The following is a 21,804-nucleotide window of genomic DNA, read 5'->3' on the forward strand; positions in this document are numbered from 1 at the left end:
CCTTGTATGTTCTGTTAACCCCTATTCGATTTGGACCGAGGACTTATGACGCTCAAAGCTACCCCACTCAACAATGCCCACCGCGCCGCCGGCGCCAAGATGGTCGACTTCGGCGGCTGGGACATGCCGGTCAACTACGGCTCCCAGATCGAAGAGCACAACGCCGTGCGCACCGACGTCGGCATGTTCGACGTGGCCCACATGTGCGTGGTCGACATCAAGGGCGACAACGTGCGCGCCTTCCTGCGCGGCCTGCTGGCCAACAACGTCGACAAGCTGCAGGTGTCCGGCAAGGCGCTGTACTCGTGCATGCTGAACCCGCAAGGCTTCGTCATCGACGACCTGATCGTCTACTTCATCAACGAAAGCTGGTTCCGCCTGGTGGTCAACGCCGGCACCGCTGAAAAAGACGTGGCCTGGATGCAGCAGCAGAACACCGCCACCAACAGCGGCCTGACCATCACCCAGCGCCGCGATGGCGCCAACGCCATGGCGCTGATCGCCGTGCAGGGCCCGAACGCCCGCGCCAAGGTATGGCAAGTCATCCCTGAATCGAAAGAAGGCACGGCCGACATGAAGCCGTTCAACGTCGCCTTCGCGCAAAGCCCAATCTTCGGCGAGGCGATGATCGCCCGCACCGGCTACACCGGCGAGGACGGCTTTGAAATCGGCGTGGCCGCCGAGCAGGCCGAAAACCTGTGGAACGCGCTGGCCGCTGCGGGCGTCAAGCCGGCCGGCCTGGGCGCGCGCGACACGCTGCGCCTGGAAGCCGGCATGAACTTGTACGGCCAGGACATGGACGAAACCGTCAACCCGCTGGACGCCGGCCTGGCATGGACCATCGACCTGGTCTCCGAGCGCGACTTCATCGGCAAGGCGGCGCTGCAGGCCATGGGCCAGAACGCCCAGTTCGTCGGCCTGATCCTGCGCGAAAAAGGCGGCGTGCTGCGCGCCCACCAGAAGGTGATCGTGGCCGGCACCGACGCCACCGGCGAGATCACCAGCGGCACCTTCAGCCCGACCATGCAGCAGGCGATCGCCCTGGCGCGCGTGCCGAACGGCGTGGCCGTCGGCGACACCGTGCACGTCGAGATCCGCGACAAGAAACTGGCCGCGTCGGTGGTCAAGCTGCCGTTCGTGCGCAACGGTAAAATCCTCGCTGTTTAAACTAGTACCCTGACACCTACCATCTGGAGCTTTACATGAACATCCCTGCAGACCTGAAGTACACCGAATCCCACGAATGGGTACGCGCTGAAGCTGACGGCACCGTCACCGTCGGCATCACCGAGTTCGCGCAGGACGCGCTGGGCGATATCGTCTTCGTCGAACTGCCGAAAGTCGGCGCGACCTACGGCGCCGGCGACGACGCCGCCGTGGTGGAATCGGTCAAGGCCGCCAGCGACATCTACGCGCCAGTGGCCGGCGAAGTCATCGCCGTCAACGACGACGTGGTCAACGCGCCAGAGTCGATCAACAGCGACGCCTACGCCGCCTGGCTGTTCAAGATCAAGCCGGCCGACGCCGCGGCGATCAACGGCCTGCTGGACGCCGCCGCTTACGGCAAGACCACCGAAGCGTAATTCCGCCAGAGGGCCAGCAGCACGCTGGCCCTTCGCGTTTTTACCCATCTTAGCCCGCGCGCCGCGCCGGCAATCCGCATCCTTATTGGCCCTGACAAATCATGACCCGCACCAGCCTGACCCAACTCGAAGCCCGCGACGCCTTCATCGCCCGCCACATCGGCCCTGACGCCGCAGAACAGGAAGCCATGTTGTCGGTACTCGGCTACGCCTCGCGCGCAGCCCTGATCGACGCCCTGGTTCCCGCCAACATCCGCAACAAAGGCGCACTGCCGCTGGGCGCATACGCGCAGCCGATGCCGGAACAGGAAGCGCTGTCCAAGCTGAAGAAGATCGCCTCCAAGAACAAGGTGCTCAAGTCGCTGATCGGCCAGGGCTACTACAACACCGTCACGCCTGGCGTGGTACTGCGTAACATCTTCGAAAACCCGGCCTGGTACACCGCCTACACCCCGTACCAGCCGGAGATCTCGCAAGGCCGCCTGGAAGCGATCCTGAACTTCCAGCAGACCATCACCGACCTGACCGGCATGGGCATCGCCAACGCGTCGATGCTGGACGAAGGCACGGCCGCCGCTGAAGCGATGACGCTGATCCAGCGCGTGGGCAAGTCGAAGTCGAACGTGTTCTACGTCGCCGAAGACGTGCTGCCGCAAACCCGCGAAGTGGTCGAGACCCGCGCCAAGCCGCTGGGCATCGAAGTGAAGACCTTCCACCCGGCCGAACTGTCGGCGGTGGGCGATTGCTTCGGCGTGCTGCTGCAGTACCCTGGCGTGAACGGCACGGTGCGCGACTACAAGGCCGACGTGGAAACCGTCAAGGCCAAAGGCGCGATGGTGGTTGTCGCCGCCGATCTGCTGGCGCTGACCATGCTCACGCCTCCAGGCGAATGGGGCGCGGACGTGGTGGTCGGTAACAGCCAGCGCTTCGGCGTGCCGCTGGGCTTCGGCGGTCCGCACGCGGGCTACCTGTCGACCCGCGATGAATTCAAGCGCAGCATGTCGGGCCGCCTGGTCGGCGTCACCATCGACGCCCAGGGCAACAAGGCCTACCGCCTGGCGCTGCAAACCCGCGAGCAGCACATCCGCCGGGAAAAAGCCACCTCGAACATCTGCACCGCGCAGGTGCTGCTGGCGGTGATGGCGTCGATGTACGCCGTCTACCACGGCCCGAAAGGCCTGCAGCAGATCGCCCAGCGCGTGCACCGCTACACCGGCGTGCTGGCCGCTAACCTGAAGACGCTGGGTTACACCGTCACCAACGACACCTTCTTCGATACGCTGACCGTCGCCGTCAAGAGCGCCGAGCAGCTGCACGCGTCGGCCCACTCGCACGGCGTGAACCTGCGCGTGATCGACGCCACCCATGTCGGCGTGTCGCTGGACGAAACCACCAGCCGCGAAGACATCGCGCTGCTGTGGACCGTGTTCGCACATCCTGTCGGCGGCCCGGCCCATGGCCCGGACTTCGACACCGTGGAAGCCGCCGTTGCACAAGCCTTCCCGGCATCGCTGTCGCGCACCAGCGACTACCTGACCCACCCGGTCTTCAACCGCTACCACTCCGAAACCGAAATGCTGCGCTACCTCCGCAGCCTGGCGGACAAGGACCTGGCGCTGGATCGCACCATGATCCCGCTGGGTTCGTGCACCATGAAGCTGAACGCGACGTCCGAGATGATCCCGGTCACCTGGCCCGAGTTCTCGAACATCCACCCGTTCGCGCCGGACGCGCAGACGGTCGGCTATCGCGAAATGATCTCGCAGCTGGAAGAGATGCTGTGCGCGCTGACCGGCTACGCCGCCGTGTCGCTGCAGCCTAACGCCGGCTCGCAGGGCGAATACGCCGGCCTGCTGGTGATCCAGGCTTACCACCAGTCGCGTGGCGAAGGCCATCGCAACATCTGCCTGATTCCATCGTCGGCGCACGGCACCAACCCGGCATCGGCCAACATGGTCGGCATGCAGGTAGTCGTTACCGCCTGCGACGCCAGCGGCAACGTCGACCTGGCCGATTTGAAGGCCAAGGCTGAACTGCACTCGAAAAACCTGGCCTGCGTGATGGTGACCTACCCATCGACCCACGGCGTGTTCGAGGAAGGCATCCAGGAACTGTGCGAGATCGTTCATGGCCACGGCGGCCAGGTCTACATCGACGGCGCCAACATGAACGCGCTGGTCGGCGTGGCGGCTCCGGGCTCGTTCGGCGGCGACGTCTCGCACCTGAACCTGCACAAGACCTTCTGCATTCCTCACGGTGGTGGCGGCCCAGGCGTCGGTCCTATCGGCGTGGGCGCGCACCTGGCCAAGTTCCTGCCTAACCAGCGTTCGAACGGCTACATCCGCGACAACGCCGGCATCGGTTCGGTCAGCGCCGCGCCGTTCGGTTCGGCCAGCATCCTGCCAATTTCGTGGATGTACATCGCGATGATGGGCGCGGAAGGCCTGACCGCCGCCACCGAGACCGCGATCCTGAACGCCAACTACATCGCGCGCCGTCTGTCGCCGCACTTCCCAGTGCTGTACTCGGGCCACGACGGCCTGGTGGCACACGAGTGCATCATCGACCTGCGTCCGCTGCAGGATGCCACCGGCATCAGCAACGAAGACGTGGCCAAGCGCCTGATGGACTTCGGCTTCCACGCGCCGACCATGAGCTTCCCGGTACCGGGCACGCTGATGATCGAACCGACCGAGAGCGAATCGAAGGCCGAGATGGACCGCTTCATCGACGCGATGATCGCCATCCGCGGCGAGATCGCCAAGGTCGAAAGCGGCGAGTTCGATAAGCTGGACAACCCGTTGAAGTTCGCGCCGCACACGGCCGAGGTGCTGACCGCCGACAAGTGGGAACGCAAGTACAGCCGCGAAGTGGCAGCCTATCCTGTGCCGTCGCTGCGCAAGCAGAAGTACTGGCCGCCGGTCGGCCGCGCCGACAACGTCTACGGCGACCGCAACCTGTTCTGCGGCTGCGCGCCGATGAGCGACTACGAGTAATTGAGAGGAAGCGCGGTTCGCCGCGCCAACCGCACAACGCAGGCGAGCCACCCGGCCCGGCCTGCGTTTTTTTATGCCTGCGTTTTATACCTGCGCGGCGCGCGCCAGCGCGATGACGCCGATGGTGAGCAAGACGATCCAGGACGGATGCCTGCCGCGCGTGAACACCAGTGGCAGCACGCCAGCGGCGATCAGGGTCCAGCCCATGGCCTGCGCCGTGGAGGCGGCGCTCAGCCGCCCCTCGGCCAGTTGAAGCAGCAGCGCGGCGAAGCCAAACAGCGCCACCGTCACCTCATGCCAGACGAAGCGCAGCGTGCCGGTGGTGAACGCGGTACCGCCCAGCAGCTGCGGCAGGTTATCGCGCCGGAAAAGGCGGATCAGGATGTAGCGCTCCCCCAGTATGGAGTGCGCCAGGCCGACAACGACTGCAAGCAATGCGGAAAAATAGAGTAGCGCCGTCATGGCCTGTTCTTTATGGTTGATCCCGCACTACAGGATAATTTCAGTCACGGCCGCGTCGAACAAATCCTTGAGGTTATCAAGCCGTCCCCAGAACGCCTCAACATTGGCAGGAATCCATAATGATGGATCGATCGGCTGCCATCGAATTTCAAACCCAGCGTTAATTGCGATACTTTCGAACAAGAGCCTCTGCGCCCTACCATTGCCTTCACGAAAAGGGTGAATGACATTGAGTTCGCAAAAATAGTGCGCCATCCTGGCGATAAAGTTCTTCCGGACCAGACCTTTCAAGTAGCGTTCATTCCTTAACTGTTCAAAAAGCTTTTGAGCTTCTGGCTCAATGCGATCACAAGTGGCGAAACGAGTGCTAATCTGGTGAACTCCACCTCAGCTTGATTCAGCGATGCGCTATCGATAATGCCAAGTAAGTTGATCAGTACGTCGGAACCGGGATAGCAATACCAATCCTGGCCCTCGCCGTATTTATCGGGCATATTTGCTCCGTAGCGCTTCGAGCGTTAGCGGGGCTGCGTCCGAGCGCACGTCGAATCCCTCAAGGCGCAGGCTTGCCAAATAATTTTCCTCTCGCAACTTGATGAAGACTTGCCGCTTCATTTCGTCCGTAAGTTTTGTCGCTGCGTCTATGTCCGAGCGAAACGCCGCCGCCCTGTCAATTTCCTGTTGAAATGCCAAAGCCTTTTCAGTATGCCGCTGAGATTCAGAACCGCTTGCGGCCGTCTGCTGCTGGCCACGCAACTTCTTCAACTTACCCATCTTGGCGCTCATTTATTTTCTCCTGCTTCAGCCATGAGGTAATTGTACGTCATTGGCGGCCCGATTCTTCTGCATATGTGCTTGACGCGGTTTCATATGTCAGATATTCTTTACACATGAAATCGAAAACGCCTACTCCTGGCGGAGATCAGCTGCTGAGCATGCTTGCGGCGCTGTCCAACCCGCACCGCCTGCGCATCATCGCGATGCTGCAGTCGGGTGGCCGCAATTATGTGAGCCAGCTGGCGCGCGAGCTGGGCATCAGCCGGCCCTTGCTGCACCTTCATCTGCAGAAGCTGGAGGATGCCGGCCTGGTCACCAGCCAAATGGAGCTGTCGCAGGATGGCAAGGCGCTGAACTATTTTGATGTGAGCGATTTCGACTTCGAACTGACACCGGCCTTGATCGCCGAGGCGGTCAAGTCCTTGTCCACCAACCCTGAACAATAGAGGCAATTATGGCTGAGCATGTATACCTTTTGACGATAGGCCTGCCGCTGCTGGCCATCGTGGTGATCGCGGCGATGCGGCATTTCTCCGCCATCCAGCAGGCCAAGCTGCGCTTCTCCCATGAGGAAGCGTATCGCGCGATCGCCGAAAAGGCCGTCGCCGCGCATACCGAGGCCGCCGCCGCGCTCACGTCCATGGACGCCTCGCTGGCGGACCTGAAGGCGCGCGTGTCGGCGATCGAGAAGATTTTGAAGGAAGTCGAGTAATCCCAATCACCACCAGGAGCCACCAAATGAACGAAGTATCGTTAGTGCGTCTGTATATGCTGAGAGCCGTGTATCTGATTATCGCTGTGGGACTGGGCCTGGTGGTGTGGCCCGGCGTGCTCCATCACGACAAGCCGTGGAGCCTGATGGGTGGCGTGGTCAATTGCATGCTGGCGGCGTTCGGCCTGTTGTGCGCGGTGGGTGTGCGCTATCCGCTGCAGATGCTGCCCGTGCTGCTGTGGGAGCTGACGTGGAAAATCATCTGGACGCTGGTGGTTGTCCTGCCGGCGTGGCGTTCGGGCACGTTGGACGCCGATACCATGGAAATCTTCGCGCAGTGCGTGGTGGTGGTGATCATCCCGATCGCCATGCCCTGGGGTTACGTCTTCAAGAAGTACCTGCAACAGTCAGGTGACCGCTGGTCCCGCGCCGCTCCGGCCGGCCGCCAGGGCGCCTGACCCACTCAGTTGCGCACCGACGCCAGGCGCAGGCGGACCACGCGCGGCGAGCCGGCGGGGAGCCTGGATGGCGGCGGCTCCATCCCCTCGTCCAGTTTGAACATCGCCACCGCCTCCGATAAATTGACCGCCTGCCGCTGCAAGCCCGATGCCGCGCTGGCGGCTTGTTCGACCAGCGCCAGCTTCTGCTGCGTCACCTGATCCATCTCGACGATGGCCTGGTGCATGCCCTGCAGCCCCTGCGCCTGCACCGCGCTGGCGGCGCTGACCTGGTCGATGATATCCCCCACCTGCTGCACCGACGCGACAATCTCCGCCATGCTGGTGCCGGCTTCCTCCACCGAGCGGCTACCGCCCTCGATCTCGGCCACCGACTCGGCGATCAGCTGCTTGATCTCGTGCGCCGCCGTGGCCGAGCGTTCCGCCAGCGTGCGCACCTCGCCCGCCACCACCGCGAAGCCCTCGCCATGCGCGCCCGCGCGCGCCGCCTCCACCGCCGCGTTCAAGGCCAGCAGATTGGTCTGGAAGGCGATGCCGTCGATGACGCTGACGATCTCCACCACCTTGCGCGAGCTGCCACGGATCGCCGCCATCGTCACCACCAGCCGCTGCACCACGCTGCCGCCGCGCACCGCGAAGTTGGTGGCGCAGCGCGCCAGGTGATTGGCCAGTTGCGCGTTATTGGCGGTCTGCGTGACGGTGTCGCTAAGCTCCTTCATCGAGCTGCTGGCCTCTTCCAGCGTGGAGGCTTGGGCCTCGGTGCGCTGCGTCAGGTCGACATTGCCCTTGGCGATCTCGCGCGAGGCCGTGTCGATCGACTGCGCCGACGCCAGGATGGTCTTCAAGGTGGTGTTCAGGTTGCGGATGCTGGTGTCGAGCGCGCGCGAGGTCTCGGCGATTTCGTCCTTGCCGTAGACGCGGTTCTTCACCGTCAGGTTGCCCTCGGCCAGGTCGATCGCGGCCGCGCCGATTTCGCTCACGTCCTTCAGCATGGCCCGCCGCACGGCCATCGTCACCAGCAGCGACAGCGTGATCGACAGCACCACCAGCACCGGCATCAAGATCGACAAGGTCCTGAACTCGCCCTCGGCGTCATTGTAGGCGCGCGTGCTGAGCGTCGCCTCCAGCCGCGACAACTCGTCGAGCCGGCGCGCCACCACGTCGAACGCCCGCTCGGCGGTCGACATGGCGTTGGCCGCCATCGACTGGTCGGCCATGCTCAATTCGACCACATCGCCGATGGCCTTGACGTACAACGCGTGCGCCGCCTGCGACTGGACGACGAAGCGGCGTTCGGCCGGATTGGCCTGGGTCGCCATCTCCAGCTGCGCGTACTGACGGTCCAGCGCGGCGTGGCGGGCGTGGATGTCGCGCACCAGCGCGTCGATGCGCGCCGGCGAGAAGCTGGCGTTGATCCAGGTGAGCAGCTGGTAGATCTCGGTGTGCGCGCGGTTGGCGCCGGCCACCAGGTCGGCCGCCGCCTTGAGCCGCACGGCGCGCTGCTGCACCATGTCCTCCAGCCGATGGTTCTGCCGCACCAGCCCGGCGAAGGCGCCGACCGACAGCACGATCAGCAGGATCAGCACCACGCCCGGCGCCAGCAGCAGCTTGGGCCCTATCCGCAGTTTGCTGAGCATGTCCACGGCTCAGTGTTTGTAGATGCCGGCTTCCAGCGTCACGTCCTCGACCCGCAGCACGTAGGTGCTCTTGGCCTCCACCTTGCCGGTCTGCGGATTGCGGAACTTGTAGTCGACCCAGCCCGAGCCCTTGCCCTTGGCCAGCGCCAGCATCTCCTGGCGGAAGGGCTTGCCGTCGGCGTCCGGCACGTCCAGCAGGTTCTTGCCGATCAGCGCGTTGGTCGGGTGGGCGACGGTGATGCCGTTCAGGTCGCGCATGGCCAGGTACAAGGGGCCCTGGTTGAATTCCGGGTCCTTGCGGTTGATGCGGGCGATCATCTCGGCCTTCCCGTGCGCGCGCACGAACTGCGCGCCCTTCTCGGCCAAGGCGATCGCATCCTTCTCGTTGGGGGCGGCGTGCACACACACGGAGCACAGCAACAGGACGATACCGAATATAGCGCGCATGATTCTCTCCCGCATGTAAGATGTCGTACTCTAAGCCGCTTGCTGCGGCGCAATTTTGCGTTTGGTCAAAGTCCTCCTCAGGAGCAACATGAAAGCATCGATCAAGGCGGCGCTGATTTCGGCGTTGGTATTTCCCGGCCTCGGCCACCTGGTGCTGCGGCGCGGCGCGCGCGGGCTGCTGTTCCTCGTCCCGACGCTGCTGGCGGGCGGCTACCTGCTGCGCGCCACGCTGACCCTGGCCGGCACGCTGATGGATGAAGTCAACAGCGGCAGGCTGCCGCCCGATCCGCTGCTGGTGCTGGAGCGTGTGCATAACTCGGGCATCGACAACCCGCTCACCAACGGCGCGGCGCTGGTCTGCATCGTCTGCTGGATAGCTTCGGTGGCCGACGCGCTGTGGCTGGGGCGACACCGCTAACGGCGCACGGCGGCGTACAATCGGGCGATTCCCCTCACCCGAAAGGATGCGCCATGCCACTCGCCATGCCTGCCCGTCATCTCCTGCCCGCCATCGGCGCCCTGCTGCTTGCCTTGTCGGCCGGCGCTGTGCACGCCCAGGCTTCCGCCATCCACCGCACAGTAGTCACCAAGGCCGACGTTTCGGTGCCGGGCCGCGAGGCGGTGGTCGCCAGGGTCGAGGTGGATGTGGGCGGCATCGCCGGCCGGCATTCGCATCCGGGCGACGAGATCAGCTACGTGCTGGAGGGCGAAGGCGAGTTGCGCATCGATGGCGAGGACCCGCGCCGCGTCAAGGCCGGCGATGCCTTTGTGATCCCGGCGGGCGTCGTCCACGACGCGCTCAATGTCGGCAAGGTGCCGCTCAAGCTGGTCGGCGTGTACGTGGTCGACAAGGGCAAGCCACTGGCCACGCCGGGCAAATAACGCTCACTCCAACAGGCGCCCTGCCGGCAGCACGGCGGGCAACGCCGTAAACCGCCGCCACCGCAGGCCCAGCGCCAGCAGGGACGCCGTCACCATCGCCGCGCAGACCCAGAACAAAGGGAACGCCGGCCACCTGCGCTCGATGCCGAACATGACCAGATAAGCGAAGATGGTAATGAAGGACGCGATCAGCATGGCGGTCTGGTTGGTCGACGCCGGCATCTTCGCGTAATCGCGCAGCAGCGTGCAGGCAAGCGGCAGCATCAGCGCCGACAACACACAGGTCGAGGCGGACAAGCGCGGCGCGCCAAGCATCACCATGTCGATGGTGGCTGCACACGCCACCGTCACCATCCACACGCGCAGGAACCGTTTCAACAGCGCCGCGCCCAGCAGGCGATTGATCTGCGCAGCCGCCGGAGCGCCCGGCGTCAACAAGTACAAAGCCTGCTCGGCGCCGTGGCGCACTACACTTTTCTGCAACTCGGCCGCGTAGATCGCCACGCCCGCCAGCACGCTGGCCTGCAGCAGCGAGGTACGCACCATCTGCCGCAGCAATTCGCCATCGCCGAATCCGCGCAGCACCAGCACCGCCAGCAAAATCAGCAGCGCGCCGCCGTGGTAGCCGCCTTCATGCGCGGCCGGGCCGAAGGTGTGCGACAGCATGCGGCCCGGCGCGGCGCCGCCACGGCTGTCGCGCCGCAAGCTGGCGCGGTAGCCGATCCGCAGGGGCATGGTCCAGCGGCTCCAGTTGGCGGCGTCGCCGGGCTTGGGCGCGGCACCCTGTGCCCTGCGCAGTGTCGCCGCACGGCGCGCATGCCAGCTCCAGTGGCTGTCGCCCCCGCGCGGGAACGCCGCCCGCATGCCGAAGCCGCCCAGCACCGACACTGCAATCAGGCCGATGCCGGTCAATGCCGGCTCCCCCATCCAGCCTATCGCGTCCCACGCGGCGTGCAAGGGTTCCTTGAGCAACGACACCGACAGGACGATCAGCATCGACGGCAGGATCGCCAGCACCGGGTAGCGCTGCGCGTAGAGGATGAAGCTGTAGAAAAGACCAGCGCCGACCAGCGCATAGCCGAAGTGCCCGAACACCGCGCCGGTCATCGCCGCGATCAGCACAGTCATCGTCCCGTACAACATCAAGGTCAGCACGATCAGCCGGTGGCGCAGCCCCGGCACCAGGCAGGCGTTGGCCGGCTGGTTCTGCTGCACGGCGCTCTTCAACAAGGAGCCGCCCCAGGACAGGACGATGAACGACAACGTGCCGACCAATATGCCCCGGCCCAGTTGCGGGCGCTCGATGTAATTCCCGAACACCAGCCCGGCCACGCCCACCAGCAGAACCAGGCCGCTGATACGCAGCAGCGTGCGGCTGGCGCAGCGGTCGCGCACCACTTGCAGCAGCAATTGCGAGTAGGCCGCGTTCATTTGGTCACCTCGACGAACAGGTCTTCCAGGCTGAGGTTTTCCACCCGCAGGTCCGGGCCGGCGCGCAGGTCGGCAGCCTCCTGCCCGTTCAAGCGCGCCACGATGCTGACACCGCCGCTGCGGTCCTGCTGGCGGCGGATTTCGTCGCGCAGGTTCAGGCGCGCCAGCGCCGCCGCCGAGCCGGTGATGCGGTGCGCGCTTTCCAGCAGCTCGTCCAGCGGCGCCTGCAGCGTGATCTTGCCGCCCTGGAGGAAGGCCACGTCCAGCGCCACCCGCTCCAGGTCCGACAGGATGTGGGTCGAGAAGATCACCGTGGTATCGCGCTCGATCACGCCGTCCACCAGCTCGTGCAGGAAGTCGCGGCGACCGACCGGATCGAGACTGGCGACCGGTTCGTCCAGCACCAGCAATTTGGGGTCGTGCGCCAGCGCGCGGATGATCGACAGGCGCTGCTTCTCGCCGCCGGACAGGCGGCCTATCTGCTTGCCACGCGCGTCGCCGGCGAAGCCCCAGCGCTCCAGCAGGCTGTCCACCTTGCCGGCGTTCCAGCGCGGGTACAGGGCCTTGAAGTAGTCCAGCATCTGCACCGGCGTGAGCCACTCGAACAGGTCCGACTTCTGCGGCACGTAGCCGATCCAGGCGCGCACCTCGTCGCCCAGCTGCGTGGACGGGTGGCCGAACAGCGTGCAGCCACCGGCATCGGCTTCGCGCAGGCCAAGCAGGCATTCGAGCAGCGTCGATTTTCCGGCGCCGTTGCGGCCCAGCAGGCCGACCACCTGGCCAGGCGCGATGTCCCAGTTCACGCCCTGCAGCACCTGTTGGCCGCCGAACGATTTATGCAGGTTGGCGACATTGACGACGGATGGTTTCATGGTTCTTCCTTGAGGATTTTATTGAACAGGGCAAGTACGGCATCGGGATCGAGTTCCAGCTGGCGCGCCTCTTCGGCGGCCCGCTCCAGCGTGGGCCGCAGCAGGGCCTCGCGTTCACGGATGTTGTGCGCGTGGGCCTTGCGCTCGGCCACCAGCATGCCGATGCCGCGGCTACGCGTGAGCAGGCCTTCGGTCTCCATCATGTTGTAGGCCTTGGAGACGGTCATCGGATTGACGGCCAGCGCCAGCGCGACGTCGCGCACGGACGGCAGCACGTCGCCCGGCGCCAGCACGCGGGCGGCCAGCAGGCGGCGGGTCTGCTCGATCAGCTGCCGGTAGATCGGCTCCGACGAACCGGTCGCGATCGAGAACAGGGAGGCTGTATGGGAGGTCATTTTTTCGTATCGGTGTATTAGTTGACTAATACATTAATCCTGAAAACGCAGCTTGTCAAACAAAATCGCGATGGGTTATGTGCGCAGTCGCACGGTAGGCGCCGGCGCGGCTGCGCATACTGGAGGCATGCGTATCGCCACTTTCAACGTCAACGGCATCACGAGCCGCCTCCCCGCCCTGCTACAGTGGCTGGACGAGACCCGGCCGGACGTCGTTTGCCTGCAGGAGTTGAAGGCGCCGCAGGAAAAATTCCCCGAGGCGGCCATCAACGATGCGGGCTACCAGGCGATCTGGCACGGGCAAAAGAGCTGGAACGGCGTCGCCATCCTGGCGCGCGGGCAGCTGCCGATCGAAACGGGACGCGGCCTGCCCGGCGACCCGGACGACGCGCAAAGCCGCTACATCGAGGCGGTGGTCAATGGCGTGCTGGTGGCCGGCCTGTACCTACCGAATGGCAATCCGGCGCCCGGCCCCAAGTTCGACTACAAGCTGAAATGGTTCGAGCGGCTGATCGTCCACGCGGCGGAGCTGATCGACAGCGGCGCAGACACCGTGCTGGCGGGCGATTTCAACGTCATGCCGACCGAGCTAGATGTCTACAAGCCGGAGCGTTGGGTGGACGACGCGCTGTTCCGGCCCGAGGTGCGCGCCGCCTTCCACCGGCTGCTGGCGCAGGGCTGGTGCGACGCCCTGCGCACCATGCATCCGGACGAAACGATTTATACCTTTTGGGATTACTTCCGCAACGCCTACGGCCGCAACGCCGGCCTGCGGATCGACCACCTGCTGCTCAGCCCAAGCCTGGCGCCGGCGCTGAAGGCGGCCGAGGTGGACCGCGATGTGCGCGGCCGCGAAAAGCCCAGCGACCATGCGCCGGTGTGGATAGAACTGGACCTGGAGGGACGGCCATGACGGAACAGAAATGGCCGCAGCAACTGTGGCTGGCGCGGCACGGCCAGAGCGCCGGCAACGTGGCGCGCGACGCCGCCGAAGCCGCCTCGCAACTGCTGATCGATATCGCCGGGCGCGATGTCGATGTGCCGCTGTCGCCGCTGGGCCAGCGCCAGGCGCGCGCGATGAGCGACTGGTTCGGCGCGCTGCCGGCCGAGTCCCGCCCCAGCGTCGTGCTGTTCTCGCCCTACGCCCGCGCGCGCGCCACCGCGCAGGCGGTGCTGGACGCGCTCGATCGCCGCGAACTGCTCGCCGTGGTGGCCGACGAGCGCCTGCGCGAAAAGGAGTTCGGCATCCTGGACCGCCTGACGCCGCTGGGCATCCGCGACAAATATCCCGAACTGGCCGAGCAGCGCCAGCACGTGGGCAAGTTCTATTTCCGCCCGCCGGGCGGCGAAAGCTGGTGCGATGTCATCCTGCGCCTGCGCAGCACACTCGACACCCTGACCCGCGAATACCGCGGCGAGCGGGTGCTGATCGTCGCGCACCAAGTCATCGTCAACTGCTTCCGCTACCTGCTGGAGCGGATGGACGAGGATGCGATCCTGGCGATCGACCGCGCCGGCGACGTGCCCAATTGCGGCATCACCGAGTATCGCTTCGATCCGCAGGCGGGCAAGCACGGCAAGCTGGCGCTGGTGCAGGCCAACTTCGTCGCGCCGTTGGAGCAAACGGGCACGCCGGTCACCCATCAGCCGGACATGCCGGCCGCGCCGAAATCATGAACGGCCCGCCGGATACCAGCGCGGAAGCCACCGACATCAACGCCGGCATGCTGCGCGACTGGCCGCTACCCATGCCCGACGGCGACGCCGACAAGGAAGTGCGCGGCCACCTGCTGATCGTCGCCGGCTCGCGCGAGATGCCGGGTGCGGTGCTGCTGGCCGCCACCGCGGCGCTGCGCGCGGGCGCCGGCAAGCTGACCATCGCGACGGCGGCCAGCGCGGCGGTGGCGCTGGGCGTGGCGTTGCCCGAGGCGCGCGTGATCGGCCTCCAGGAGACGCCGGACGGCGGCCTGCGGATCGATGGCGACGGTCTGGTGGGCGCTGGCGGCGGCTTGCTCGATGATCGCGCCGGCCTGCTGGACGATGACACCGGCCTGCTGGAAGACCGCGGCGGCTTGCTGCACGAAGGCGGAGGCTTGCTGCACGAAAGCGGTGATGGCGCGGCTCTGCGGGAAGCCTGCCAGTGCGCCAGCGCGGTGCTGATCGGCCCCGGCATGCAGGACGATGCGGCCAGCGCGGCGCTGGTGGGCGCGCTGCTGCCGCATTGCGCGCATGCGCCGCTGATACTCGACGCGGCCGGCATGCGGATCGCGGCGACCGACGGCCACCGCTTCGACAGCCCGGTGCTATTGACGCCGCACGCCGGCGAACTGGCCAGCCTGACCGGAGCGGACAAGCAGGACATCGCCAGCCAACCGGAAGCGGCCGCGCGCCAGGCGGCGCAGCGCTGGCACGCCTGGGTGGCGCTGAAAGGCGCGACCACCGCCATCGCCACGCCACAGGGAGCGTTATGGCGCCACAAGGGCGGCAATACGGGCTTGGCGATCTCGGGATCGGGCGATGCGTTGGCGGGATTGATCGCGGGCCTGGCGGCGCGCGGCGCCGCGCTGGAGCAGGCGGCGTCGTGGGGCGTGGCCTTGCACGCGATGGCCGGGGAGCAGCTGTCGCTGCGCCACGGCCCGCTGGGCTATCTGGCGCGCGAGATCAGTGCCGAAGTGCCGGCCCTGCTGCGCGCCCTGTCCACGCATTAGCGATGCTCAATGCTCAGACCAGTTTGGCCGAGTGCTCGCGGGTGGCGTGGAACTGCAGCTTCGGCCAGCGTTCCTGCGTCAGGCGCAGGTTGACGCTGGACGTGGCCAGGTAGGCCAGGTTGCCGGCGGCGTCGTAGGCGACGTTGTGGCCCAGCGCATCCTCGAAGTCCGACAACGCTTTCTTGTCGTCGCTGGAGACCCAGCGCGCGCTGCTGATGCTGGTGCCTTCGAACACGGCGTCGACGCCGTACTCGTTCATCAAACGGCTGGCGACCACCTCGAACTGCAGCACACCGACCGCGCCCAGCACCAGCTCACCGCCCTGCACCGGCTTGAAGACCTGCACCGCGCCCTCCTCGCCCAGCTGCTGCAAGCCTTTGTGCAGCTGCTTGATCTTCAGCGGATTGCGGATGCGCACCGAGCGGAAGAAGTCCGGCGCGAAGTACGGGATGCCGGTGAAGGTCAGCATCTCGCCTTCGGAGAAGGAATCGCCGATCTGCATGTTGCCGTGGTTGGGCAGGCCGATGATGTCGCCGGCGTACGCCTCTTCCACCTGCTCGCGCGAGGACGCCATGAACGTCACCACCGACGACACCTTGATCTCGCGCCCCAGGCGCAGGTGCTTGACCTTCATGCCGCGCTCGAAACGGCCGGAGCACACGCGCAGGAAGGCGATGCGGTCGCGGTGGGCTGGGTCCATATTGGCCTGGATCTTGAACACGAAGCCGGTGAACGGCTCTTCCTTCGGATCGACCGAACGCACGGTGGCGTCGCGCTCGCGCGGGGCCGGGGCCCAGTCCACCAGCGCCGACAGGATCTCGCGCACGCCGAAGTTGTTGATCGCGGAGCCGAAGAACACCGGCGTCTGCACGCCGGCCAGGAACTGCTCCAGGTCGAACGGATGCGAGGCGCCGTGCACCAGCTCCACTTCCATCTTCAGCTGGTCCATCTCCAGCGGGAACATCTCCATCAGGCGCGGATTGTCGATGCCCTTGATGATCTCGAAGGCGCCGTCGGCCTTTTCCTCGCCGGCCTTGAACAGCATGATGGTGTCGTTGAGCAGGTGGTACACGCCGCGGAAGTTCTTGCCCATGCCGATAGGCCAGGTCACCGGCGCGCACTGGATCTTCAGCACCGATTCCAGCTCGTCGAGCAGTTCCAGCGGATCGCGGGTCTCGCGGTCCATCTTGTTCATGAAGGTGACGATCGGCGTGTTGCGCATGCGGCAGACGTCGAGCAGCTTGATGGTCTGCGCTTCCACACCCTTGGCGGCGTCGATCACCATCAGCGCCGAGTCGACCGCCGTCAGCACGCGGTAGGTGTCTTCCGAGAAGTCCTGGTGGCCGGGGGTGTCGAGCAGGTTGACCACGTGGTCGCGGAACTCGAACTGCATCACCGACGAGGCCACCGAAATGCCGCGCTGCTTCTCGATTTCCATCCAGTCGGAGGTGGCGTGGCGGCCGCTCTTGCGCGCCTTGACCGTGCCGGCCATCTGGATCGCGCCCGAGAACAGCAGCAGTTTTTCCGTCAGCGTGGTCTTACCGGCGTCGGGGTGGGAAATGATGCCGAAGGTGCGGCGGCGCTGGACTTCGCGCGCAATCAGCGCTGGCGTGCGGGCGCTGGCCGTGACCGGGGCGTCGTCGTTATTCTCGGGTATTGCGTTTTCGATATCGTTGACCATTTGTTCGCGATCTGAGGCGGGGCTGCAAAACCCTCGATTTTACCGATAGTTGGCCCCGCCGTGTGAACTGTTTGCCCCCGCTCACTCCCCTTTCACCCTGCGCCAGCCCGTGCGGTGGGCGTCGGGCGAGGTCTGCTCCGACAGCGGCGAGGTCTTGTTGGTGCCGTCGGCCAGCGTGGTGATCATCTTCAGCTGGCCGTTCGGCAGGCGGATGATGATGAAGCCGACCGCCGCCGAGGTGTTCGACAGCGTCGCGCCGACCGGATGGCTGCCGATCGCCTGGCCGTTGCAGACGTTGACCTGGTACAGGTTGCTGGAGCCGCCCACCGAGCACGACGACGACGAGGTCGGCAGGTTGGTCACCACGTTGGCCACGCCGCTGACGATCTGCGGATCCAGGTTCATGCGCTCGCCGGCGTTGACCGACCAGTCGAAGTACCAGCCGTCCTTCTGCGTCAGGTCGACCGCGTTGGCGGTGATCTGGTAGGTGTTGACGTTGCTGCTGGAGCCGAGCAGGCTCAGCGTCTGCTTGACCATGGTCGCGCCACGGATGTCGCCGATCAGGCTGCCGCTGTCCTTGAGCAGGTACAGGCTCTGGATCGAGGTATCGGTGGTGTCCGGCACGTCCAGCAGGCGGCCGGTGCCGAACAGCACCACCCGCACGCCGCCCGTGGTGGTGGTCGGCACGCCGGCGATCACCGAGGTGACCTGCACCGCGCAGGTGGTCACGTCCGGCCGCGTGGTGATCGGCTTGGAGGTGCCGGCGTTGCCCATCAGGTTGACCGTGATCGCGCCCGAGGCCGCGCTCAGGTCGAAGCGCCACATCTGGCCCTGGTTGTCGCCGCCGTAGATGTACTGGATGCGCGGGTCGGCGCCGGGATCGTTGCTGACGGCCGAGATCTTGGCCAGGCCGGACGGCGTGGTGGTGTCGCCCGAGTTGTTGCCGATCTTGTTGAGCAGCTCGCCGGTGTAGGCGTCCAGCACGTACAGGAAGCCCTTGCCGGTGCCGGTGCCGACGCCGTCGGTGCCGGGCACGTTGTTGTAGCCCGAGGTCAGGAACACCACCCAGCGGCCGTTGGCCAGGGTGCCGAACTGCGGGTTGCCGAAGGTCAGGCCGAGGTCGCCGTCGCTGAGCGCGCAGACGGCGGAGTCGGCGCAGAATTCCCACAACTGCTTGGGATGGGCGGTGTCGGTGATGTCCAGCGCGTAGTAGCCGCGGCCGCCGCCGTTCAGGCCGGCCACCAGCACGGTGCGCCAGCCCACCGCGGCCTTGATGTCGGCCACCTCCGGCGAGCCGTCGGTGGTGAACTGGTGGTTGGTGCCGTAGGTGGTGCCGGCCAGCGCGTACAGCTTCTTCATCGTGATGCGCGGTACGTAGGCCCACAGCTCGCCGCCGGTGGCCGAGTCGAAGGCGTGCAGCATGCCGTCGTTGGCGGCGGTGAACACGGTGCCGCTGCGGTGCTGGGCGCTGTTCGGGTTGCCGTAGGTGTCCTTGAAGGTGGCGTAGTCCGGGTCCGGGTAGTCGTTGCGCGGGTCGCGCACGAACGCCGGCTTGGACGAGGCGATGTCGCCCAACACGATCGGGATCGGGCCGGAGGCGCCGGCCGGCGTGTTGAGCGTCAGCGTGTAGGCGCGGAACAGGCTGTCGTCGGCGTACTGCTGCTGGCCGCGCAGGTAGTTGACCATGTTGTTGCCGTCGTTGACGATGGCCTTGTCGGCCGCCGACAGCAGCACGCATTGCGACAGCGACGCGCACTTGTTGGCGAACCAGCCGGGCGCCGCCCCCGTCATGTTGGCGTAGCGGAATTCGCTCGGCGTGCCGGCATTGCCCCCGGCCGTGTCGAACATGTAGATGGTGCGGGTGTCGCTGCTGTTGCCGACCTTCTTGCCCAGGGTGTCGCTGGTGGTCCAGGTGGCGCTGTTGCCGACGCTGCCGTCGGTGCTGTCGATCTTCTTGTCGGACAGCTCGCCGTACCACTTCACGGTGGTGAAGGTGTCGGAGAAGATGTCGTTGTCGGTCAGCGTGATGTTCGGGGTCGAGGTGGCGGCCGCGGCGGCCGCGCCCACGTGCACCTGCATGTTCGACAGCGCCTCGCTCAGCCCGCCCACCACGTCTTTCGGATCCTGGGCGCTGAAGTACTTGCCGTGGCCGTTGATGGCCGCGTGCCACAGGTCGTCGACCCGCTCCTGCACGGTGCTGGCCGTGTTGGTGACGTCCGGGTTGGGCCAGACATAGGCGCCGTTGGCGTTCCACGGGCAGCCGCTGGCGGCGGCGGTGATCAGGTTGTAGAAGTCGCCGCCGGTCTTGGGCGCGGTGTCGTAGTTCGGCTCATAGGTCATCACGCCGTCCACGCCCAGGCCCAGCGTGTAGGTGTTCATGTGCAGGTGGGTGTTCTCGCCGCCGGCCGCCGGCACCGAACCGGGATGGCTCATGTCCGGCTCCAGCGACGGCCGCAGCGACACCGTGGTGGTGCTGGAGCCGCCGTTGTACCAGTGCAGCGCCACGTCCGAGATCGACGGCTGCGACTGCGCCCGGGTGTCGACGCAGCCGCGCGCCTGGGTACAGAAGCGGTCCGGGTTCTCGACGTTGTCGTTGTTGACCACGTTGGCGGTGGAGCTGCCGTTCCAGTAACCGTCGGTGGTCAGTATCATGAAGTTTTGCTGGCACGGGTACTGCACCACTTCCTGCCCGGCCGCGTAGTTGTACGGCGTGAGGTTGGAGAACATGCGGCCGACGTTGTCCATCGCGGTGCGGATCGGCGTCGAGCCCGAGGTGGTGGTGTTGTACAGCGTGGTGTACCAGCTGGCGCGGGCGCCGCCGGTGAAGTCGGCCGGCTTGAGGTCGATGGCGGCGCCGGCGCCGGCGTTCGACAGCTTGACGTAGCCGACCTTGTAGTTGGCGGTGATGGCCGAGAACGCGATGCCGATCGAGCTCTTCATCATTTGCAGCCGGCTCTTGTAGTACACATACCAGTTGGCGAAGTTGTTCATCTCCTCGGCGTAGGTGCAGGTGGTGCCGGCGCAGTCGGTGCGGTCGGTGCCCTTCGGATAGGTCTGGCCGCTGACGATGTTCACCCGCGCGAAGGGGTTGGGCGCGCTGGAGCCGGCCGACAGCGCCGTGGTGCTGGTCGGGATGGTGTCGTTGACGGCCGCCACATAGCCGTTGGAAGCGGTGCTGGCCCAGCTGATCGAGCCCTGGTTGTCCATCGTGAAGGCGCTGATGGTGCCGGTGTTGTCGGTGGCGCCCCAGTTCAGCAGGCAGACGCTGGCGGCGGTGTAGCCGGCCGGGCAGTTGCTGTTGTTGCCCAGGTAGGCCTTGATGGTGCCGGCGGTGCCGATCTTGGTGACCAGCGCCGAGGCGATCTGCGACGGCGTCCAGCTCTTGCCCAGGGTCAGGTAGGTGGGCGAGCTGGTGGAGGTGCCGCCCACCAGCATGGTGCCGGCATAGCCGAGGCTTCTGAGGATGGCGGTCTGCGACGACGAGGTGGCGGTGCCGGCGAAGGTGACCACCGCGCGGGCCGGCGCATAGGCCGTCACCACGACGGTTGGCGACGTGACCGCGATGCCCCAGCCGGCGCGCGAGCTGTCCGAGACGGTCACGCAGTTGTTGACGGTGACGCTGCCGGTGCAGCTGACCGGCAGCACCGCCACCACGTTGTCGGAACTGAGGGTGATGCCGAACACGCTGCAGGCGGGCACGGTGGCCTGGCCGGTCGGCGTCTTGACGCAGGCGTAGTACAGGCTGGTGGAGGCGGCGCCCCGGCCGACCGAGGTGGCGATGATGTTGGCGGCCAGCGCGCTGGCCAGCGTCTGCTGCTTGATCAGGCTGTTGGTGCCGGTGGCGGCGTTGACCGCCGCGTTGGTGATGGTGATGCTGCCGTTGACCACCACGCTGCTGATGCTGAGCGCGCTGGCGGTGGCCGAGGCGCCGATGGCGATGGTGCCGTAGGACGCGGTGGCGCCGGCCGGCATCGAATAGCCGGGGTAGATGAAGGCCCCCACCCGCTTGCCCTGGCACTGGGTCAGCAGCTTGTCGCTGCACCAGCGCACCTTGACCGGCACCGGATAGCCGGCCGGCGCCGCCGCGCCGACCGCGGTCGAGACGCAGGTCTTCATGGTGTCGTCGGTGCAGTACTGGCCGACGCCGATGGTGTAGTAGTACGGGCCGGTGGTGATGGCGGTGGCGGTCTGGTAGTTGGCGTCCGGGTAGGTGTAGCTGGCGGTGTTGAACTGGCACACGCCGCTGCCGTTGCACCACTTCAGGTCGGGAAAGCCGGTCACCAGGTTGATGTTGGAGCTCACCGTGTTGCCGAACAGGTCGGCCTTGTGGGCGCCGAAGCCGTCGCCGCTGACCGAGGTCCAGTTGCTGGTGTTGGCGGCGTTCTGCTCGGGATAGTAGCTGCCGTCGGACTTGATCGGCACCAGGTAGCGGATCTTGGGGTTGTAGTACTGCTTGTTGAAGTCCGGGCTCATGAACGGCGGATGGCCGACCGCGCACGCGGTGATGCCGGCCTGCAGCGTGGCGGCGCTGCGGCACAGGTTGTCGTTGACGTAGTCCGGCGTGTAGGTCTGGTCCATCGAGCCGGAGTTATCGAACAGCAGCATCAGGTTGGGCTTGACGGTGCCGGTGCCGGTGATGTTGAGCAGCGGCACCTGGGCGATCTGGGTGGCCGCGGCCATGGCCGCCTGCGGGGCGCACAGCGCTGCGCCAAGCAGCAGTCCGGCCAGCGTCGAAGAGAACTTGTTCATGATGGCTTCCATTC

The 21,804-nt window shown here is 66.0% G+C and carries 22 protein-coding genes; 11 read left to right on the top strand and 11 right to left on the bottom strand.

All coding sequences use genetic code 11. The features are described 5' to 3' along the window. The first annotated feature begins 45 nt into the window (after window positions 1–45). From gcvT to gcvP, 3 genes are all read left to right on the top strand, one after another. Window positions 46–1,167: a glycine cleavage system aminomethyltransferase GcvT gene (gene gcvT, locus ACUJB0_RS04365; RefSeq protein ID WP_444844166.1), complete on the top strand. Its 1,122-nt coding sequence runs from the start codon at window positions 46–48 to the stop codon at window positions 1,165–1,167. Between the two features lie 35 nt (window positions 1,168–1,202). Continuing rightward, window positions 1,203–1,583, top strand: coding sequence for a glycine cleavage system protein GcvH (gcvH, locus tag ACUJB0_RS04370; protein WP_117011360.1), 381 nt, complete (start codon window positions 1,203–1,205; stop codon window positions 1,581–1,583). Between the two features lie 101 nt (window positions 1,584–1,684). Further along, the gene (gcvP, locus tag ACUJB0_RS04375; RefSeq protein ID WP_444844167.1) at window positions 1,685–4,579 is read left to right on the top strand and encodes an aminomethyl-transferring glycine dehydrogenase; all 2,895 of its coding nucleotides are present in this window, start codon (window positions 1,685–1,687) and stop codon (window positions 4,577–4,579) included. Between the two features lie 84 nt (window positions 4,580–4,663). On the opposite strand, the gene ACUJB0_RS04380 is transcribed toward gcvP, so the two are convergent. The 4 genes from ACUJB0_RS04380 to ACUJB0_RS04395 are packed head-to-tail and all read right to left on the bottom strand — an operon-like array spanning window position 4,664 to window position 5,827. Next, a complete protein-coding gene (locus ACUJB0_RS04380; RefSeq protein ID WP_444844168.1) occupies window positions 4,664–5,041 on the bottom strand; it encodes a hypothetical protein in 378 nt (125 codons plus the stop codon). 27 nt (window positions 5,042–5,068) lie between these two features. Beyond that, window positions 5,069–5,413: a Fic/DOC family protein gene (locus tag ACUJB0_RS04385; protein ID WP_444844227.1), complete on the bottom strand. Its 345-nt coding sequence runs from the start codon at window positions 5,411–5,413 to the stop codon at window positions 5,069–5,071. After that, window positions 5,347–5,535, bottom strand: a complete 189-nt coding sequence (locus tag ACUJB0_RS04390; RefSeq protein ID WP_444844169.1) for a hypothetical protein — start codon at window positions 5,533–5,535, stop codon at window positions 5,347–5,349. Before ACUJB0_RS04390 ends, ACUJB0_RS04385 begins: the two co-directional genes overlap by 67 nt. After that, entirely contained in the window at window positions 5,525–5,827 is a 303-nt protein-coding gene (locus ACUJB0_RS04395) for a YhfG family protein (RefSeq protein WP_444844170.1), read from the bottom strand. The genes ACUJB0_RS04390 and ACUJB0_RS04395 overlap by 11 nt, the downstream gene beginning before the upstream one ends. Before the next feature lie 104 nt (window positions 5,828–5,931). On the opposite strand from ACUJB0_RS04395, the gene ACUJB0_RS04400 reads away from it, so the two are divergent. The 3 genes from ACUJB0_RS04400 (at window position 5,932) to ACUJB0_RS04410 (ending at window position 6,988) form a co-directional block, all read left to right on the top strand. Beyond that, the gene (locus tag ACUJB0_RS04400; RefSeq protein WP_444844171.1) at window positions 5,932–6,264 is read left to right on the top strand and encodes an ArsR/SmtB family transcription factor; all 333 of its coding nucleotides are present in this window, start codon (window positions 5,932–5,934) and stop codon (window positions 6,262–6,264) included. Between the two features lie 8 nt (window positions 6,265–6,272). Then, complete coding sequence (locus ACUJB0_RS04405; RefSeq protein WP_147330529.1) at window positions 6,273–6,530, top strand: hypothetical protein; 258 nt, start codon at window positions 6,273–6,275, stop codon at window positions 6,528–6,530. Window positions 6,531–6,598: 68 nt separating this feature from the next. Further along, window positions 6,599–6,988 carry a hypothetical protein gene (locus tag ACUJB0_RS04410; RefSeq protein ID WP_444844172.1) on the top strand — a complete coding sequence of 130 codons (390 nt, stop codon included), beginning with the start codon at window positions 6,599–6,601 and terminating at the stop codon, window positions 6,986–6,988. 5 nt (window positions 6,989–6,993) lie between these two features. On the opposite strand, the gene ACUJB0_RS04415 is transcribed toward ACUJB0_RS04410, so the two are convergent. After that, window positions 6,994–8,625: a methyl-accepting chemotaxis protein gene (locus ACUJB0_RS04415; RefSeq protein WP_444844173.1), complete on the bottom strand. Its 1,632-nt coding sequence runs from the start codon at window positions 8,623–8,625 to the stop codon at window positions 6,994–6,996. Window positions 8,626–8,634: 9 nt separating this feature from the next. Further along, on the bottom strand, window positions 8,635–9,072 hold the full coding sequence (locus tag ACUJB0_RS04420; protein ID WP_444844174.1) for a cache domain-containing protein: 438 nt from the start codon (window positions 9,070–9,072) through the stop codon (window positions 8,635–8,637). Window positions 9,073–9,160: 88 nt separating this feature from the next. On the opposite strand from ACUJB0_RS04420, the gene ACUJB0_RS04425 reads away from it, so the two are divergent. Continuing rightward, window positions 9,161–9,490: a hypothetical protein gene (locus tag ACUJB0_RS04425; protein ID WP_444844175.1), complete on the top strand. Its 330-nt coding sequence runs from the start codon at window positions 9,161–9,163 to the stop codon at window positions 9,488–9,490. Window positions 9,491–9,543: 53 nt separating this feature from the next. Beyond that, on the top strand, window positions 9,544–9,954 hold the full coding sequence (locus tag ACUJB0_RS04430; RefSeq protein ID WP_444844176.1) for a cupin domain-containing protein: 411 nt from the start codon (window positions 9,544–9,546) through the stop codon (window positions 9,952–9,954). Window positions 9,955–9,957: 3 nt separating this feature from the next. Here the strand turns inward: ACUJB0_RS04430 and ACUJB0_RS04435 are convergent, their stop codons facing one another. The 3 genes from ACUJB0_RS04435 to ACUJB0_RS04445 are packed head-to-tail and all read right to left on the bottom strand — an operon-like array spanning window position 9,958 to window position 12,652. Next, on the bottom strand, window positions 9,958–11,385 hold the full coding sequence (locus tag ACUJB0_RS04435; RefSeq protein WP_444844177.1) for a hypothetical protein: 1,428 nt from the start codon (window positions 11,383–11,385) through the stop codon (window positions 9,958–9,960). Next, on the bottom strand, window positions 11,382–12,257 hold the full coding sequence (locus ACUJB0_RS04440) for an ABC transporter ATP-binding protein (RefSeq protein WP_444844178.1): 876 nt from the start codon (window positions 12,255–12,257) through the stop codon (window positions 11,382–11,384). Before ACUJB0_RS04440 ends, ACUJB0_RS04435 begins: the two co-directional genes overlap by 4 nt. Then, the gene (locus ACUJB0_RS04445; RefSeq protein ID WP_161086567.1) at window positions 12,254–12,652 is read right to left on the bottom strand and encodes a GntR family transcriptional regulator; all 399 of its coding nucleotides are present in this window, start codon (window positions 12,650–12,652) and stop codon (window positions 12,254–12,256) included. The genes ACUJB0_RS04440 and ACUJB0_RS04445 overlap by 4 nt, the downstream gene beginning before the upstream one ends. Before the next feature lie 127 nt (window positions 12,653–12,779). Here ACUJB0_RS04445 and xth point away from each other — a divergent pair, with 127 nt between their 5' ends. From xth to ACUJB0_RS04460, 3 genes are read left to right on the top strand one after another with little or no spacing between them, the layout of a single operon-like run. Further along, window positions 12,780–13,565 (top strand): exodeoxyribonuclease III, encoded by a 786-nt coding sequence (xth, locus tag ACUJB0_RS04450; RefSeq protein WP_444844179.1) that lies wholly within the window; start codon window positions 12,780–12,782, stop codon window positions 13,563–13,565. Then, window positions 13,562–14,329: a histidine phosphatase family protein gene (locus ACUJB0_RS04455; RefSeq protein WP_161086568.1), complete on the top strand. Its 768-nt coding sequence runs from the start codon at window positions 13,562–13,564 to the stop codon at window positions 14,327–14,329. Before xth ends, ACUJB0_RS04455 begins: the two co-directional genes overlap by 4 nt. Continuing rightward, complete coding sequence (locus tag ACUJB0_RS04460; protein WP_444844180.1) at window positions 14,326–15,360, top strand: ADP-dependent NAD(P)H-hydrate dehydratase; 1,035 nt, start codon at window positions 14,326–14,328, stop codon at window positions 15,358–15,360. The genes ACUJB0_RS04455 and ACUJB0_RS04460 overlap by 4 nt, the downstream gene beginning before the upstream one ends. Window positions 15,361–15,373: 13 nt before the next feature. Here ACUJB0_RS04460 and ACUJB0_RS04465 read toward each other — a convergent pair whose 3' ends face one another. Continuing rightward, the gene (locus tag ACUJB0_RS04465) at window positions 15,374–17,041 is read right to left on the bottom strand and encodes a peptide chain release factor 3 (RefSeq protein WP_444844181.1); all 1,668 of its coding nucleotides are present in this window, start codon (window positions 17,039–17,041) and stop codon (window positions 15,374–15,376) included. Between the two features lie 81 nt (window positions 17,042–17,122). Beyond that, window positions 17,123–21,790, bottom strand: coding sequence for a PilC/PilY family type IV pilus protein (locus ACUJB0_RS04470; protein ID WP_444844182.1), 4,668 nt, complete (start codon window positions 21,788–21,790; stop codon window positions 17,123–17,125). Between the last annotated feature and the right edge of the window lie 14 nt (window positions 21,791–21,804).

Source organism: Duganella caerulea, assembly GCF_040362985.1.
Lineage (GTDB): Bacteria > Pseudomonadota > Gammaproteobacteria > Burkholderiales > Burkholderiaceae_D > Rugamonas > Rugamonas vulcania.

Bases quoted from the DNA above. Each gene is read 5' to 3' on its own strand.
- ACUJB0_RS04380 (WP_444844168.1), bottom strand. From the start codon at position 5,041: ATGACGGCGCTACTCTATTTTTCCGCATTGCTTGCAGTCGTTGTCGGC.
- ACUJB0_RS04460 (WP_444844180.1), top strand. From the start codon at position 14,326: ATGAACGGCCCGCCGGATACCAGCGCGGAAGCCACCGACATCAACGCC.
- ACUJB0_RS04400 (WP_444844171.1), top strand. From the start codon at position 5,932: ATGAAATCGAAAACGCCTACTCCTGGCGGAGATCAGCTGCTGAGCATG.
- gcvP (WP_444844167.1), top strand. From the start codon at position 1,685: ATGACCCGCACCAGCCTGACCCAACTCGAAGCCCGCGACGCCTTCATC.
- ACUJB0_RS04435 (WP_444844177.1), bottom strand. From the start codon at position 11,385: ATGAACGCGGCCTACTCGCAATTGCTGCTGCAAGTGGTGCGCGACCGC.
- ACUJB0_RS04415 (WP_444844173.1), bottom strand. From the start codon at position 8,625: ATGCTCAGCAAACTGCGGATAGGGCCCAAGCTGCTGCTGGCGCCGGGC.
- ACUJB0_RS04405 (WP_147330529.1), top strand. From the start codon at position 6,273: ATGGCTGAGCATGTATACCTTTTGACGATAGGCCTGCCGCTGCTGGCC.
- ACUJB0_RS04420 (WP_444844174.1), bottom strand. From the start codon at position 9,072: ATGCGCGCTATATTCGGTATCGTCCTGTTGCTGTGCTCCGTGTGTGTG.
- xth (WP_444844179.1), top strand. From the start codon at position 12,780: ATGCGTATCGCCACTTTCAACGTCAACGGCATCACGAGCCGCCTCCCC.
- ACUJB0_RS04430 (WP_444844176.1), top strand. From the start codon at position 9,544: ATGCCACTCGCCATGCCTGCCCGTCATCTCCTGCCCGCCATCGGCGCC.
- ACUJB0_RS04390 (WP_444844169.1), bottom strand. From the start codon at position 5,535: ATGCCCGATAAATACGGCGAGGGCCAGGATTGGTATTGCTATCCCGGT.
- ACUJB0_RS04395 (WP_444844170.1), bottom strand. From the start codon at position 5,827: ATGAGCGCCAAGATGGGTAAGTTGAAGAAGTTGCGTGGCCAGCAGCAG.
- ACUJB0_RS04445 (WP_161086567.1), bottom strand. From the start codon at position 12,652: ATGACCTCCCATACAGCCTCCCTGTTCTCGATCGCGACCGGTTCGTCG.
- ACUJB0_RS04425 (WP_444844175.1), top strand. From the start codon at position 9,161: ATGAAAGCATCGATCAAGGCGGCGCTGATTTCGGCGTTGGTATTTCCC.
- gcvH (WP_117011360.1), top strand. From the start codon at position 1,203: ATGAACATCCCTGCAGACCTGAAGTACACCGAATCCCACGAATGGGTA.
- ACUJB0_RS04440 (WP_444844178.1), bottom strand. From the start codon at position 12,257: ATGAAACCATCCGTCGTCAATGTCGCCAACCTGCATAAATCGTTCGGC.
- ACUJB0_RS04455 (WP_161086568.1), top strand. From the start codon at position 13,562: ATGACGGAACAGAAATGGCCGCAGCAACTGTGGCTGGCGCGGCACGGC.
- gcvT (WP_444844166.1), top strand. From the start codon at position 46: ATGACGCTCAAAGCTACCCCACTCAACAATGCCCACCGCGCCGCCGGC.
- ACUJB0_RS04470 (WP_444844182.1), bottom strand. From the start codon at position 21,790: ATGAACAAGTTCTCTTCGACGCTGGCCGGACTGCTGCTTGGCGCAGCG.
- ACUJB0_RS04465 (WP_444844181.1), bottom strand. From the start codon at position 17,041: ATGGTCAACGATATCGAAAACGCAATACCCGAGAATAACGACGACGCC.